13 protein-coding genes and 1 tRNA gene are annotated in these 14,093 nt (G+C 67.4%); 1 reads left to right on the forward strand and 13 read right to left on the reverse strand.

Annotated elements, in window-relative coordinates; translation table 11 throughout:
- Window positions 1–76: 76 nt before the first annotated feature.
- The 11 genes from ACM0M4_RS21475 to ACM0M4_RS21525 all read right to left on the reverse strand — a co-directional run bounded on the left by ACM0M4_RS21475 (window position 77) and on the right by ACM0M4_RS21525 (window position 11,659).
- On the reverse strand, window positions 77–1,063 hold the full coding sequence (locus ACM0M4_RS21475) for an NADH:ubiquinone reductase (RefSeq protein ID WP_015648321.1): 987 nt from the start codon (window positions 1,061–1,063) through the stop codon (window positions 77–79).
- A 15-nt stretch (window positions 1,064–1,078) separates the two neighbouring features.
- Window positions 1,079–1,996 carry an SDR family NAD(P)-dependent oxidoreductase gene (locus tag ACM0M4_RS21480; RefSeq protein ID WP_003120637.1) on the reverse strand — a complete coding sequence of 306 codons (918 nt, stop codon included), beginning with the start codon at window positions 1,994–1,996 and terminating at the stop codon, window positions 1,079–1,081.
- 40 nt (window positions 1,997–2,036) lie between these two features.
- On the reverse strand, window positions 2,037–3,182 hold the full coding sequence (locus ACM0M4_RS21485) for an acyl-CoA dehydrogenase family protein (protein WP_003145549.1): 1,146 nt from the start codon (window positions 3,180–3,182) through the stop codon (window positions 2,037–2,039).
- Between the two features lies 1 nt (window position 3,183).
- A complete protein-coding gene (locus ACM0M4_RS21490) occupies window positions 3,184–3,945 on the reverse strand; it encodes an enoyl-CoA hydratase/isomerase family protein (protein WP_003145551.1) in 762 nt (253 codons plus the stop codon).
- The gene (locus tag ACM0M4_RS21495; RefSeq protein ID WP_023131841.1) at window positions 3,945–5,009 is read right to left on the reverse strand and encodes an acyl-CoA dehydrogenase family protein; all 1,065 of its coding nucleotides are present in this window, start codon (window positions 5,007–5,009) and stop codon (window positions 3,945–3,947) included. Before ACM0M4_RS21495 ends, ACM0M4_RS21490 begins: the two co-directional genes overlap by 1 nt.
- A gap of 140 nt (window positions 5,010–5,149) precedes the next feature.
- A complete protein-coding gene (locus tag ACM0M4_RS21500) occupies window positions 5,150–5,557 on the reverse strand; it encodes a PaaI family thioesterase (RefSeq protein ID WP_003108633.1) in 408 nt (135 codons plus the stop codon).
- A gap of 23 nt (window positions 5,558–5,580) precedes the next feature.
- The gene (locus tag ACM0M4_RS21505) at window positions 5,581–6,936 is read right to left on the reverse strand and encodes an MFS transporter (protein ID WP_042931112.1); all 1,356 of its coding nucleotides are present in this window, start codon (window positions 6,934–6,936) and stop codon (window positions 5,581–5,583) included.
- Window positions 6,937–7,017: 81 nt separating this feature from the next.
- Window positions 7,018–7,884: a MaoC/PaaZ C-terminal domain-containing protein gene (locus ACM0M4_RS21510; RefSeq protein ID WP_003123198.1), complete on the reverse strand. Its 867-nt coding sequence runs from the start codon at window positions 7,882–7,884 to the stop codon at window positions 7,018–7,020.
- Window positions 7,868–10,015, reverse strand: coding sequence for an acetate--CoA ligase family protein (locus ACM0M4_RS21515; RefSeq protein ID WP_054376094.1), 2,148 nt, complete (start codon window positions 10,013–10,015; stop codon window positions 7,868–7,870). Before ACM0M4_RS21515 ends, ACM0M4_RS21510 begins: the two co-directional genes overlap by 17 nt.
- 109 nt (window positions 10,016–10,124) lie before the next feature.
- Entirely contained in the window at window positions 10,125–11,276 is a 1,152-nt protein-coding gene (locus tag ACM0M4_RS21520) for a thiolase (protein WP_004348416.1), read from the reverse strand.
- Window positions 11,273–11,659, reverse strand: a complete 387-nt coding sequence (locus ACM0M4_RS21525; RefSeq protein ID WP_003086280.1) for a Zn-ribbon domain-containing OB-fold protein — start codon at window positions 11,657–11,659, stop codon at window positions 11,273–11,275. Before ACM0M4_RS21525 ends, ACM0M4_RS21520 begins: the two co-directional genes overlap by 4 nt.
- Window positions 11,660–11,816: 157 nt before the next feature.
- Between ACM0M4_RS21525 and ACM0M4_RS21530 the strand changes: the two genes are divergently transcribed.
- On the forward strand, window positions 11,817–12,617 hold the full coding sequence (locus tag ACM0M4_RS21530; protein WP_023110299.1) for an IclR family transcriptional regulator: 801 nt from the start codon (window positions 11,817–11,819) through the stop codon (window positions 12,615–12,617).
- 39 nt (window positions 12,618–12,656) lie between these two features.
- On the opposite strand, the gene wapB is transcribed toward ACM0M4_RS21530, so the two are convergent.
- Both wapB and ACM0M4_RS21540 read right to left on the reverse strand, forming a co-directional pair.
- A complete protein-coding gene (gene wapB, locus ACM0M4_RS21535; RefSeq protein WP_012614415.1) occupies window positions 12,657–13,649 on the reverse strand; it encodes a 1,2-glucosyltransferase WapB in 993 nt (330 codons plus the stop codon).
- A 350-nt stretch (window positions 13,650–13,999) separates the two neighbouring features.
- Window positions 14,000–14,089: transfer RNA gene (locus ACM0M4_RS21540), tRNA-Ser, on the reverse strand.
- Between the last annotated feature and the right edge of the window lie 4 nt (window positions 14,090–14,093).

A 14,093-nucleotide genomic window follows, 5' to 3' on the forward strand; every position in this document is an offset into this window, starting at 1 on the left:
TTGTTGTCTCTTCGTCGTCAGTGGATAGACACGGCGCCGCGAGCACTCCCTGCCGCGACCGCCGTGGCGGAGCGGATCAGACCCCGGCGAGCATGCCCTCCAGGCGTTGACGCACCAGTTGGCGCGCCTGCTCGACGATGTCCCTGAGCAACTCGGCGCAGGCCGGTTCGTCGTCGATCAGGCCCTGGACCATGCCGGCCGACCAGATCCCCAGGTCGGTATCGCCCTGCCGGTACACCTGGCGACCGCGCTGGCCGCTGACCAGCGCGGCGATATCGGCGTAGCCGGCGCCGCCGCGTGCCTCGATCGCCAGTACTTCCTGGCTGATCGCGTTGCGCGCCACCCGCGCGGTATTGCGCAGGGAACGCATGATCAGGTCGGTGGAACGCTCGTCGGCCGCACGGATCGCCGCCTTCACCGCAGGGTGTATCGGACATTCGCGAGTGGCCAGGAAGCGCGTGCCCATGTTGATCGCGTCGGCGCCCAGCGCCAGCGCCGCGACCAGGCCACGTCCATCGGCGAAACCGCCGGAGGCGATGATCGGCACGCGTAGCCGGTTGGCCGCGGCCGGCAGCAACACCAGGCCGGGGATGTCGTCCTCGCCCGGGTGGCCGGCACACTCGAAGCCGTCGATGGAGACGGCGTCCACGCCCAGTCGCTCGGCCTTGAGCGCATGGCGCACGGCGGTGCACTTGTGGATCACCTTGACGCCGTGTCGACGGAATTCGGCGATGTGCTCGCCGGGGTCGTTGCCGGCGGTTTCGACGACGGGGATTCCCGTCTCGATGATGGCTGCGCGATATTCGGCATAGGGCACCGGCTTCTGCGTCGGCAGCAAGGTCAGGTTGACCCCGAACGGCCGATCGGTCAGCTCGCGGCAGCGGGCAATCTCCGCAGCCAGTGCCTCCGGGCTCGGCTGGGTCAACGCCGACAGCGTCGCCAGGCCACCGGCGTTGGCCACCGCCGCAGCCATCTCGGCACGGCCGACCCACTGCATGCCGCCCTGCATGATCGGGTGTTCGACGCCGAAGGTCTCGGTGAAACGGGTCCTGAACACGCCCATGGATTGCCTCCTCGGTCAGATCGGGTCCCAGGAGAACACGTCCGGGCTGCGCGCCAGGTCCATGAAGCTGCCGCGCAACGCCGGCATGCCGTGCTCGGCGATGCTCTCCGGGGTCCAGCCGTGCTCGCTATGCACACTGCGCAGCGGCCGGCTCTGGCTCATCAGGAAGAGTTCGTGGTGACGCGCGGCGAACACCTGGCCGGTGACCTCGCGGGCGGCGTCGGACGCCAGGTAGACGGCCAGCGGCGCGTTCTTCTCGGGGGTCATGCGCTGCAGCTTGTCGACGCGGGCCTTCTGCTCCGGGGTTGCGGCCGGGATCGAGTCGGTCATCCGGCTCCAGGCGAACGGCGCGATGCAATTCGAACGCACGTTGTAGCGCTGCATGTCGAGGGCGATGGATTTGCTCAAGGCGACGATGCCCAGCTTGGCCGCGGAATAATTGGCCTGGCCGAAGTTGCCGATCAGCCCGGAAGTGCTGGTCATGTGTACGAAGGCGCCGGCCTGCTGGGTACGGAAGCGTTCGGCGGCGGCCCGGCTGACGAAGAAGCTGCCGTTGAGATGGACATTGATCACCGACAGCCAGTCGTCGGCGCTCATCTTGTGGAAGATCGCATCGCGCAGGATGCCAGCGTTGTTCACCACGATATCCAGACGCCCGAAACCGTCCATGGCGCATTCGACGATACGCCGCGCGCTGTCCCAGTCGGCGACGCTGTCGGTGTTGATCAGACCTTCGCCGCCTCGCTGGCGGATCAGGCCAAGGGTCTCTTCGGCCGGCGAGGCCGACCCGCCCTCGCCCTGTAGCGATACGCCGATATCGTTGATCACCACCCGTGCCCCGGAATCGGCCAGGGCCAGGGCGATCTCGCGGCCGATGCCGCCGCCCGCGCCGGTAACGATCGCGACCTTGCCTTCATTGAGTCTGCTGCTCATGGGTAATCCTCTTCGTCCCGTGGATGTCGTTCGGTTGCGCTCAGCCCGACAGGCCGAGGACGCTCTTGGCCAGGATGTTGCGCTGGATTTCGTTGCTGCCGCCGTAGATGGTGGTCGGCCGCGACTGGATGAAGATCCCCGCCGGATGCAACTCGGGGTCTTCGGCGAAGGGCTGCAGCAGGGCCGAATCCTCCCCGGCGACCTCCAGGCCCAGCTCGCTGATGCGCTGGAACAGTTCGGACTGGAAGATCTTCAGCATGGATACCTCCGGGCCGAGGCTCTCCCCACGCCGCAGGCGTTCGGCGAAACGCTCGTAGAGCGCCTTGTGGCTGTCCAGGTCCATGCTCAGCGCGGCGAAGCGGCGCACGAACAGAGGGTCGTGCCACAGTCCCAGGTGCCGGGCCAGGCGCTCCAGGCGCTGGAGAGCGAAGGTGGACTGCTTGGGCGAACCGAGGAAGATCCGCTCGAAACCGAGCAGCGCCTTGGCCATGCTCCAACCCTGGTTGATTCCGCCGACCAGGCTGTCGTAGGGCACCCGCACGTCGTTGAAAAACACTTCGCAGAACTCGCCGTGCAGCTCCAGGTTGAGGATCGGCCGCACCTCGATGCCCGGGCTGTCCATCGGCACCAGCAGGAAGCTGATGCCGTGCTGCGCCTTGGCGCTGCGCTCGGTGCGGACCAGCAGGAAGATCCAGTTGGCCTCCGAGCCCATGGTGGTCCAGGTCTTCTGTCCGTTGATCACCCACTCGCCGTTTTCCAGGCGCGCCTCGGTGCGCAGGCTGGCCAGGTCGGAGCCGGCGTTGGGCTCGCTGTAGCCCTGGCACCAGATGTCTTCGCCGCTGAGAATGCGCGGCAGGAAGCGCGCCCGTTGCGCCTCGTCGCCATAGCGGATCAACAATGGGCCGAGCATGGTCACGCCGCTGTCGGGCAGGCGCGCGCAGCCGTACTCCTCCATTTCCTCCATCATGATCAGTTGCTTGCCGGCGCTCAGCCCCATGCCGCCGTACTCCCTGGGCCAGCCGGGACACAGCCAGCCCTGGCGCGACAACAGCAGGTACCACTCGCGGGTTTCCTCGCGCCCCAGGCGACGGGGCGGATTGCGGATGCGCTGCGGATAGTTGGCGGCGATCCACTCACGGACCATCAGGCGAAAGGCGTTGTCGTCGAGACTGTCGTAGTCGGTCATCTCAGTTTCCTCTGAATACGGGGGGACGCTTGGCGAGAAAGGCCGCCTTGCCCTCGGCGTGGTCGGCGCTGAGAAACAACTGGCTCTGCAACTCGCCCTCCCGCTCCAGCAATAGGTCAAGGCCCTCGGCGAGCAACGCCTTGGTCATCGCCAGGGGCAACGGCGCCTGCTGCTCCACCCGCCCGGCCAGTTCCAGCGCCATCGCCAAGGCGCCGCCAGCGGCGCAGAGGCGGTCGGCCAGGCCGATGCGCAGTGCCTCCTCGGCCTCTACCACCTGGCCGAACATCAGGATCTGCCGTGCCCGCCCCCAACCGATGCGCGCCGGCAAGGTATGCAACTGGCCAAGGTCGGCGAGCAGCCCGACCTTGCCGAAGCCGGCGGCGAAGCGGGCGCTGGCGCCGCAAACGATGCTGTCGCAGGCCAGCGCCACGGACAGCCCGGCCCCCACCGCCCAGCCCTCGACCGCGGCGATCAGCGGCTTGCCCATGCGCACCATCTGCCGCACCAGCCGCGCGTTGTCCTGCATTCGCGCCCTGCCGGCGGCCAACTCGGTCACCCGCATGTCGCCCAGGTCGCCGCCGGCGCAGAACACCTCTTCGCCACCGGTCAGCAGCACGCTGCGAATCGATGGGTCGCATTCGGCCGCCTCCAGGGCCCGCAGCAATTCCATGCGCAGCGCCGGCGACAGTGCGTTGCGCCGGGCCGGGTTGTCGAAGCGCAGCAGGCGCACCGTGCCGCGCGTTTCCTGCAACAAACCGCTCATCAGGCCACCTCCCGCTGTAGCAGCGCGGCGTAGCGCGCCTTGTGGAACGCCAGCGAGCCGTGGGCATTGAGCAGTACCATGGCGCGGCGCAGGAACAGGCCGATGTCCGCCTCGTCGGTGTAGCCGATGCCGCCGTGCAACTGGATGGCCTGACGGGTCACCAGCAGAGCCGCTTCCGAGGCCCGTACCCGTGCGCTGGAGACCTGCCGCTGGCGCTCGCTTTCCGACGCCCCGGCATCGATCGCGGCGGCGGCCTGCTCGACCATGGCGCGCGACAGTTCGATCTGGATCCTCAGGTCGACCATGCGGTGCTGCAGCGCCTGGAAACTGCCGATCTCGCGGCCGAACTGGCGACGTACCTTGAGGTACTCCAGGGTTCGCTCGAAGGCGCCATCCATCAGTCCGACCAGATAGGCCGCGCAGGCCAGCCCTGCCTCGTCCAGAACCTGTTCCGTTACCTCGCCGGACAACCACCGTGCCGGCGCATCGCGGAAACGCAGGCGCGCCAGGTGAGCGCCATCCTGGGTCGCCTCGCAGAGCAGTTCCACGCCATCGGCATCGCGCTCGACCAGCGCCAGGCCCTGCTCGCAGGCCACCAGCCAGGCATCGGCGGCACCAGCCAGATGTACGTGAGCGACTTCGCCGTACAACCGCCCTTCCTGCATACGAGGGCGTCGCCGCCCATCGCGGTAGGCGATGCCCACCGGCAGGACCAGCCGCTCAGCGGCCAGCAACGCAACGCGCTCGTCTTCCGGCAGCAGCGGCGCCACCAGCCCGGCCTCGATCAGCGGCTCGGGCAGCAGGCCGCGCCCCAGCGCCTCCAGCAACGCCGCGTATTCGCTCATGCCCAGGCCGCTGCCGCCCAACGCTTCATCCAGGCGCAGCGCCGGCCAGCCCATGGCGCAGACCTCGCGCCAGGCCTGGCGGTCCACCCCGCTACTGGTGAAACGACCGCGGCGCACGCGGGTCAGGTCGCCGTCGCGCGGCACCAGCGAAGCCGCGCTGTCGCGGATCATCCGCAGACGCTGCTCGCGCTCGCCGGCCCACTCGTCTTGCTCACTCATCTGTTCGCCCTCCTGTCGATACGCCGTCCGCCCGTCCGTCATCTGCACGGGCGGCGCCGGCTTGTCCGCGCGGAGCGACCGCGCAGGCCGTGGTCCGGACGCGCGACGGATGGCTCCGCTGCCGCGCCGCCGGAACTCCGCTACGGCTTAGCCGCGCGGTACCTGAAGCTGCCCGAGGCCATGGCGATGACCTCGCCGTCCTCGTTGCAGATTTCCGCCGTGCAGAAGCAGATCGTGCGGGTCCGTCGCACCACCCTGCCAACCGCACGAAGCTCGCCGCGGGCGCTACCCATGAAGTGGGTAGCCATGTCGATGGTCACCATCGAGCAGTCCGGCAGGCAGGCACGGATCGCCTGGGCCATGGCGGCGTCCAGCACCGACATCAACACCCCGCCGTGGAACTGTTGCAGGTAGTTCATCAGTTCCGGGCGATGCCCCAGGCGCACCCGCGCCATCCCGTCGGCATCGGTCCAGCGCTCGAGGCCGATGAACTCCTGGAAGCTGGCGGGCCGCTGCTCCGCCGCTGGCTGTCGTGGAAAAGAACTCATGGATGTGCACTCCTTCCGCAGGATCAGGCCTTGGCCGCGCGCCGCTCGGCGGTATCCACGGCACTGCCCGGCGCTTGCCGTCGGGAAGCGCTCTCGGCATCGCGGGACTCGCGGTTCGGGTCGTAGAGCCGGTCCGCAATGAACAGCGCCGGGATCAGTCCGGTGAGCACGTAGGTGATGCCCATCACCAGGAAACCCGCGCCGATCGACACGTGGGTGGCCAGCAGGCCGATGCCGGCGGGCGCCACCGCCGCGCCGATACGACCCAGGTTGTAGGCGGTGCCCACCGCCGAGCCGCGGACGCGGGTGGAGAAGCTCTCGGTCATGTAGGTGGCCAGCACCCCGACCGGAACGCCGTAGATGAAGCCGAAGGTGATGAGGATCCAGAGGATGTTGGAAGGCGAGTGGTAGAACACGATCAACGGCATGAAGGCGGCGCTGCCGATGGCCCCGGCGGCGAAGGTCAGGCGCCGGCCGAAGAGATCGGCGCAGACGCCGGCGGCGACCTTGCCAAGGATCATCGCACTGTAGGTGCCGACCATGTAGCCGGTCATCGACTTGAAGTTCATCCCCAACTCGCTCTCCAGGTAGGACGGCATCCAGTTGTTGGTGCCGTAGTAGCCGAACAGCAGGAAGCAGGAGGTGAGGCTCCAGAGCAGGAACATGCCGCGCGTTTCCGGATCGCCCAGCATCCGTCCCAGCGGGCCGGCGCCGCCAGCCTCGGCGTGGCTCTGCGGAGCCGCGCCGGGACGCTGGCGCCCGGCCTGGGCCGCGAGCCAGGACGGCGACTCCGGCACCCAGGGCCGCAGGGCCAGGCAGACCAGCGCCGGCGCCACGGCGGTGAAGAACAAGACGCGCCAGCCGAACTCGGGGATGATCTGCCCCGCCAGCAGGGTCGCCACCAGGTAGCCCACGGTCCAGCCGGCCTGCATGGCGGCGAGGATGGTGGTGCGGTACCTGGTTCCGACGCACTCGGACATCAGGATGTTGCAGGCGACGAACAGCGAGCCGAGGCCGAGCGAGGCGACGAAGCGGATCAGCGCGAACTGCCAGTAGTTCTGGGTCAGCCCCAGCAACGCGGTACCGATGGAGAACAGCACGATGGTCCAGGTCACCACTCGCACCCGGCCGAAGCGGTCGCAGCACCAGCCGCCATAGATGCCGCCGACGGCCATGCCGGCGAGAGTCAGGCTGCCGAGGGAGCCGGCTTCGAAGTTGCTCAGGCCGAATTCGGCCTTCAGGCTGTTGAGGCTGTAGGCCAGGAACATCAGGTCGACGCCGTCGGCGAGCAGGCCGAGGAAGCAGAAGACGAAGGCGATCAGCATGGTGCGCCGGGAAATGGCCGGCGCCGGGTTCGGGGAAAGCGCGGTTGCATTCATTATTCTTGTTCTCGCAAGCAGGATTTCGGTTGATCTTCACGGCAGCCCGACGGTCGTTCCCTCGCGCCGCCGCCCTTCGCTTCAGTCCGGCCGCTCTGGCGGCGGACCTACCCGGCCGTTGTCCAGCACCACCACATCGCGCTCGACGACGCGAGTGCGGAACGAGCCGTCGCTCCACATCTCGGTACGCAAGGTCTCGCCGGGAAACACCGGAGCCGAGAAACGCACCTGCAGATGTCCCAGTTGCCCCGCGCGGTAGTCGGCGAGCCCGCGCAACACCGCGTGGAATGCCACGCCGAGGGTGCACAGGCCATGCAGGATCGGCCGCGGGAAGCCGGCCCGCAGCGCTGCCGCGGGCTCCGCGTGGAGCGGGTTGTCGTCGCCGTTGAGGCGGTAGTACAGGGCCTGCTCCGGACGGGTCGGCAGGTCGAGTCGCAGGTCGGGTGTCCGTTCAGGCAAGCGATGCGGCGTTTCCGGCACCTGCCGGGAACCACCGAAGCCGCCGTCGCCGCGAAGGAAGGTGGTGCTGCGGGCGACAGCCAGCACCTCGCCGCTGAGCGCGTCGCTGAGCACCTTCTCGCTGTAGAGCAGCGCGCCCTTGTCGGCGCCCTTGTCTACCAGACCGGTGACCCGGGTCCGACCGATCACCTCGCCTTCCGCCGGCAACGGCCGCCGCCACTCCAGGCGCTGCTCGCCGTGAACCAGGCGCAGCGCGTCCACGCCAGTCGCCGGATTGCCCAGCCAGAAGCCCGGATGACCGAGCACCAGGGCCATGCACGGCAATGCCTGGAGATCGCGGCACGGATCGACGTAGACCAGTTGGCGCTCGTCCAGCGGGTCGCCGCCCAGACCGAGGGTCAATGCATAGAAGGCGCTGTCGCGCCGGCTGTAGCGCTGGCGTACTTCGGGGATCGGGTAGTTCAGGAGCACCTCAGGATCGAGCGCCATCGGCCACCTCCTCGACTTCCAGCACCGCATCCACCGCCCAGGCGCCCTGGCCCTCCGGCAAGGCGATGACCGGGTTGAGGTCCACCGAGCGCAAGCGCTCTCCCGCCTCCCAGGCGAACCGCGAGAGATTCGACAGCAGCCGTGCCAGCGCCGCGACGTCGGCCCGCGGCCGGCCACGCGCGCCGAACAGGAGCGGCGCGCCTCTGATGCTACGGATCATCGCCTCGGCTTCGTCGACCTCGAACGGGCAGCGGCGGAACACCACGTCCTGCAGCACTTCGACGAAGATCCCGCCCAGGCCGAACAACGCCACCGGGCCGAACAGCGGATCGCGCTGGATCCCCATGAAGCACTCCACCCCGCCCTGCAGTTGGCGCGCCACCAGGACGCCATCGAGACGCGCCTGCGGCGCCTTCTCGGCGACCCGGCGCAGAAGCAGTTGGAAACCGGCGCGTACCGCGTCCGCATCGCTTACGCCAAGCAGCACGCCGCCGATTTCCGACTTGTGCTGGATGTCCGCCGAGGCGAGCTTCAGCACCACCGGGTATCCGATGCCCTCGGCGAAGGCAACCGCCTCTTCGGCACTGCCCAGCACCGCCTCGGCGGCGGACTCGATACCGGCGCGCGCCAGCAGGCGCTTGGCCTCGGCTTCGCCGGGCGTGGAGGCGGGCAACTGTAGCCCGCCGGCAGGCCGGCGCAGGCGCAACGGCCGGGCGAAGGCTTCGCCGAGCCGCCCCATGGCCTGGATCGCCACTACCGCCCGGGTGGGGTCTTCGAACAGTGCGAAGCCGGCCTCCTCGTAGGGTGCCAGCTCCTCCCCCTCGCCCATCACCGAGACCACGAACAGACGCTCGGGATGAGCCTCCTTGATCCGCCGGAACTGCTCGGCCAGACGCGCGCCGATGGAGGCGGCGGTGCCGGCCTGGGTGAAGAAGGCGAGCAGCGAACGGTAGCCACCGTCGACCACCATCGACTCGGTAAAGTCGCGCACCAGCGTCAGGTCGTTCAGGGCCTGCGCGGTGCAGTCCACCGGGTTGATCGGCGAAGCGAAGGACAGCCGTGCCTTCAGCCGCTCCTGGGCCATGTCCGGCATCGGCGGCATCGGCAGGCCGACTTCCTCGGCGACATCGCTGACGATGATCCCGGCGCCGCCGCTGACGGTGATCATGCCGAGGCTGTTGCCCACCGGATAGATACGCCGGGTGGCGAGGTAGGCGATGTCCATCAGTTCCTCGGTGGTCCTGGCGCGGATCACCGCATAGTCGCCCAGCACGGCGTCCAGCACCTTGTCGTCGCCGGCCAGCGAAGCGGTGTGGGACAGCGCCGCGCGGCTACCCAGGGCGCTGCGCCCGACCTTGTGCAGGATCACCGGCTTGCCGGCGCGATGCGCGGCCTCCAGGGCGGCGAGGAAGCTGTCGACGTTGCGGATGGATTCGGCGTAGGCCATCACCACGTCGATCTCCGGCGACTCCACCAGCCAGCCGATGCTGTCGCCCAGGGTGACGTCGGCCTCGTTACCGGTGGCCACGCAGATAGGGGTTCCCAGGCGCCGCTGGCGCGCCATGCCGAGCAGGTGCGCGCCGTAGGCGCCGGACTGGGTGGCGATGCCTACCCGGCCGGGCAGCGGTACGCCACGTTCCAGGCTGGTGGAGAAGAACGCGTAGTAACCGAGGTTACTGTTGAACGCGCCCAGCGCATTCGGACCGAGCAGACGCATACCGTACTCGCGGGCAGCGGCTACCACCGCATCCTGCATCGCCGCGCCGGCCTCGCCGACCTCGCTGAATCCGGAAGAGAACACGATGGCACTGCGCGCCCCCTGGCGGCCCAGTGCCCGGACGGTCTCCAGCACCTGAGGCGCAGGCACCGCGACAATGGCCGCGTCCGGTGCCTGCGGCAGCTCCGCGACGCTGGCGAAGGCCGGTAGCCCCTGGATTTCAGCACGGTTCGGATTGACCGGGAGGATTTGCCCGGCATAGCCATGGCGCAGCATGTAGGCGATGGGTCGGCCACCGATGCGGGTCGGGTCGCTGGAAGCGCCGATCACCGCGACCGAGCGTGGTTCGATCAATGGAGTAAGACTGGCGAAACGGGGAGCGTCGATGAGCTGTTGCGAGTGGTTCGCTGACATGGGTTCACCTGATCCGTTTGTCTGTGGCCGGCACGACAACCTTCTCGCGGGCGAGCGCGCCCGCGGGACGCCGCCACGGCAGCGCCCGGAAGGCCTGTCGGCCAGGGGTCTAGAGCGTGTCGCCGGTACCGAGCAACGCGGTTACCTGGCTGGACAGCGTGCCGCCGTTGCCGTGCAGCAACGCCACGTCGGCCTTGGCCAACTGCCGCTCGCCGGCCTGGCGGCGGAGCTGGGTCACCGCCTCGATGATCAGGAACATCCCGTACATCCCCGGATGCACGCAGGACAGCCCGCCACCGTTGGTGTTCACCGCCAACTCGCCGCCGGGCGCGATGCGTCCGCCCTGGACGAATGGGCCGCCCTCGCCCTTGGCGCAGAAACCCAGGTCCTCGAGGAACAGCAGGGTATTGATGGTAAAGGCGTCGTAGAGCATCACCAGGTCGATGTCGGCGTGCCGCACACCGGCCATCTGCATGGCTCGCGGACCGCTTTCCGAGGCCGCCGTCACGGTGAGATCGGGCATCGACACGATCGAGCGATGCCACTGCGCTCCGGCCGCGCCAAGGAAGTACACCGGCGCATTGGGCAAGTCGCGGGCGCGCTCGGCGCGCACTACCACGCAGGCGCCGCCGCCGTCGGTGACCAGGCAGCAGTCGGCGGCGCTCAGCGGGTCGCTGACCATTCGCGCGGCAAGGACGTCATCGACGCTCAACGGCCCGCGGGCGAACGCCTCGGGATTCAGGTTGGCCCATTGCCGGGCAGAGACCGCCACCTCGGCGAGCTGCTCGCGTGTGGTGCCGTACTGGTGCATGTGCCGGCTGGCCGCCAGGGCATAGGCGGTGATCGGGTGGCGCGGCTTGTAGGGCGTCTCGTGCCATTGTGGCTCGCTCATCGATACCAGGCGGCCGCCGGCGGTTCGCTGGTTGGAGCCGTAGCAGATCAGCGCAGCGTCGCAGAGACCGGCCTCCAGTGCCAAAGTGGCCTGCAGCAGGTGCAGCTCGAAACTGGAGCCGCCGATATTGGTGCCATCCACGAATTTCGGGCGGATGCCGAGGTATTCGGCAACCGACAAGGTGGGAAAGGCATGGGAGCTGGTGGCTGCGAAGATCGCGTCGATGTCGGAAAGCTTCAGGCCGGCATCGGCAATGGCCCTGAGCGACGCCTGGCCGAGCAGTTCGATGGCGCTGTAGCCCGGCGCCTCGCCGACGCCGGCGCTACCGATGCCGACGATGGCGGTCTTGCCACGGATGGCTGCGCTCATGGTCGTCCCTCCTGGTGGGGAACGAACACCACGACATTGGCACCATCCTGCTCGACGATGCGCGCCTGCACACGGGTGCCGATCGGCAGGCTCTGGTGCCCGTCGATCCGCGACATCATGCGCACGCCCTCGTCCAGGTCGACCAGCGCGACATTGTGATTGCCGCCGCGGGAGCGATTGACAGTGATCGCGTAGAGCGTACCCAGGCCGCTGGCGGGAACCCACTCGAGATCAGTCTCGCCGCTACCCGGCACCAACTGGCGCGGGTAGAACACATGGCGACCGCTGGAACGGCTGCGCTGCAACATGAAACGGCCCTGGGCGAGAAACGCTAGGTACTGCGCCTCAGGTCCCGGAGTACTGCCATCGGGAAGATCTGCCACGAGGTTTCTCCTTTGTTCTTGTAGCCCTTTGCTGCAAAGTGCATCGCGCTGGACGCCGAACCGGATACTGCTTCCGCCCCCGGTTGTACGTTCCGGAAGGCCAGAATATATTCACTATCGTGAATGTCAATCACAATACTGAATGAAAAGAGGAAAAATGACCAAGGACGCCACAACCAAAGGCACCAGCAGCAAAGATGTCGGCGCGGTAGTGAACGCCATTCAGATACTTCGCCACCTGGCCCACGCCGACGGACCGCAAGGCGTGGCCGCCATCGCTCGCGCCACCGGTATCAGCCCGAGCAGCGCCTTCAATATCCTGCGCACCCTGAGCAACGAACGACTGACATCCTTCGACGATGCGGGCAAGACCTACCAACTGGGCCTTGGCCTGTCGGAACTGGCCGTAGGATTCGTCGGACGCAGCTATGCCGACCTGATCCAGCCAGAGCTGGAGCGACTAAGCCTTGCCCACCACATCCTCATCGCCCTGTGGCAAGTCACCGACGATGCGCACATCCGCGTCATCGCCCTTGCCGCACCGCCCGTCGCCCACGTCAACGTCGCCGTCGGCACGCGCCTGCCGGAACTGGTCGGCGCCGCCGGGCGTTGCATTGCCGGCCTGCGCGAACTGCCGGAGGACGAACTGCGCCGCCGACTGACCCGCGTGCGCTGGGAAAATCCGCCGAGCTTCGAGCGCTACCAGGCCGAAGCGACCGAGGCCGTCGAGCGCGGCTGGGCTATCGACCAGGAACACCTTTACCGCGGCGTGAGCATGGTCGCCAGCGCCATCACCGACCGCGACGGACAACCGCGCTTCGCCATCTCCGCGATCGGCATCAGCGCCCAGCACCAGCCCGACGACCTGGAACGGATCGGCACCAGCCTGCGGGATACCGCGCGCTTCGTGAGCCGCGCGCTATTTCCTCAGGGCGAGACACTGAAGGGGAAATCCTGAAATGACATTCAACCCACTGAAAGATTAGCCGGCCCGCCGTTATCGACCCGCGACGTCGGTACCACCTTTCAACCCGAGGACCGGCAGATAACGGAGGAAGCGCCAGAATCGCTTCAGCGTCACCCGGTCCCACGCCCGCAGCGGCACCGAGCGGAACAGCTGCCAGGCATATCGCCCATCCTGGACAACAGCCTTCTTCAGCGCCTTGTTCAGGATCAGTTGCCGGGCCCGGCGATAATTCGGGTGAGCCCGATAAGGCTCGATGGCTTGCATATCCGCCTCGTAATTGAGCTTGTACCTGCCGGACAGACCGCTTCCATGCCGGCGATAACGCCCCATGTAGGCCGGTAGTCGATGAATTTCATAGCCCTGCGCCGCGATCCTGAGGGTGATCTGGAAATCCTGCACGCGAATCGACGGGTCGAAGAAATCCGCCCGCTTCATCGCGTCCATGCGGTAGAGCGCCGTCAGCGGCATGACCACCAGGGTCTCGGCCAATGCTGCATCGAACCCCCAACGCTCCACACAACCCTCGCTGAAACCGTCTCGCGCCACTTCGTTACCGGCACTGTCGATACAGATATTGAAACCGCCCACGCACCCGACCTCGGGGTGCGCAAGCAAGTAGTCGACGCGCGTGTCGAGCGCTCCAGGCAGGACAATGTCGTCGAGGTCGGGAGTCATCACGAACTCCCCCCGCGCATGACGCAAACCGTGATTGAGCGCATCGCTCACCCCTCGGTTAGCCTGGCGGTAGAGCTGGAAACCGTGACGCTCGCGGAGCATGGCGAGACGCTCATAGGTGTCGTCCGTGGATCCGTCATCCACCACGATCAACTCGAGATTGGGATAGCCCTGCGCGTAGATGCTGGCAATCGCCTCGTCCAGATACTTCGAGATATTGAAACAGGCGCAAACGACGGAAACGAGCGGTCGCATTTCTTCCTCCCCAGCCCCGGCTCCGGGACTCGGCACAAACCGATAACCTGGCTGTCCGCTGGAAGGAAACCGTGCCATGCAGCTCGGCCACACATCCGCGGCGCCTTCAAGCGCCGGGATACTAAGAAGAACCGCCCCGACCATCGAAACCGGCAGGTCGCCCGACCCGGCGCTCGAAGGACAGAAAATCGGAAGCAATGGAGAAATGCGCGCTCAGCGCACCCACGAAACCCAGACAGAGCGGGACGACCACCCAGAGGAGAAGGAAGGACAGAACGAAGGAAGGGCCCGCAGCATTCCTAGGAGAACTGCACGACCTGGCCAATACCCGAAACCATGGCACGGCTTTCTCGCCCGCCCCGCAGAGGGGACGCCCGAACGCTCGCCAGAAAAGACAAAGCCCCTGGAACGCCAGGCATTCCAGGGGCTTTGCTCATATGTAATGGCGGAGAGATAGGGATTTGAACCCTAGGAGCCATTGCTGACTCAACGGATTTCGAATCCGTCCCGTTCGACCACTCCGGCATCTCTCCGTGC

This window comes from Pseudomonas sp. 18-147, assembly GCF_051048045.1.
Lineage (GTDB): Bacteria > Pseudomonadota > Gammaproteobacteria > Pseudomonadales > Pseudomonadaceae > Pseudomonas > Pseudomonas aeruginosa.

Bases quoted from the DNA above. Each gene is read 5' to 3' on its own strand.
- ACM0M4_RS21475 (WP_015648321.1), bottom strand. From the start codon at position 1,063: ATGGGCGTGTTCAGGACCCGTTTCACCGAGACCTTCGGCGTCGAACAC.
- ACM0M4_RS21480 (WP_003120637.1), bottom strand. From the start codon at position 1,996: ATGAGCAGCAGACTCAATGAAGGCAAGGTCGCGATCGTTACCGGCGCG.
- ACM0M4_RS21485 (WP_003145549.1), bottom strand. From the start codon at position 3,182: ATGACCGACTACGACAGTCTCGACGACAACGCCTTTCGCCTGATGGTC.
- ACM0M4_RS21490 (WP_003145551.1), bottom strand. From the start codon at position 3,945: ATGAGCGGTTTGTTGCAGGAAACGCGCGGCACGGTGCGCCTGCTGCGC.
- ACM0M4_RS21495 (WP_023131841.1), bottom strand. From the start codon at position 5,009: ATGAGTGAGCAAGACGAGTGGGCCGGCGAGCGCGAGCAGCGTCTGCGG.
- ACM0M4_RS21500 (WP_003108633.1), bottom strand. From the start codon at position 5,557: ATGAGTTCTTTTCCACGACAGCCAGCGGCGGAGCAGCGGCCCGCCAGC.
- ACM0M4_RS21505 (WP_042931112.1), bottom strand. From the start codon at position 6,936: ATGAATGCAACCGCGCTTTCCCCGAACCCGGCGCCGGCCATTTCCCGG.
- ACM0M4_RS21510 (WP_003123198.1), bottom strand. From the start codon at position 7,884: ATGGCGCTCGATCCTGAGGTGCTCCTGAACTACCCGATCCCCGAAGTA.
- ACM0M4_RS21515 (WP_054376094.1), bottom strand. From the start codon at position 10,015: ATGTCAGCGAACCACTCGCAACAGCTCATCGACGCTCCCCGTTTCGCC.
- ACM0M4_RS21520 (WP_004348416.1), bottom strand. From the start codon at position 11,276: ATGAGCGCAGCCATCCGTGGCAAGACCGCCATCGTCGGCATCGGTAGC.
- ACM0M4_RS21530 (WP_023110299.1), top strand. From the start codon at position 11,817: ATGACCAAGGACGCCACAACCAAAGGCACCAGCAGCAAAGATGTCGGC.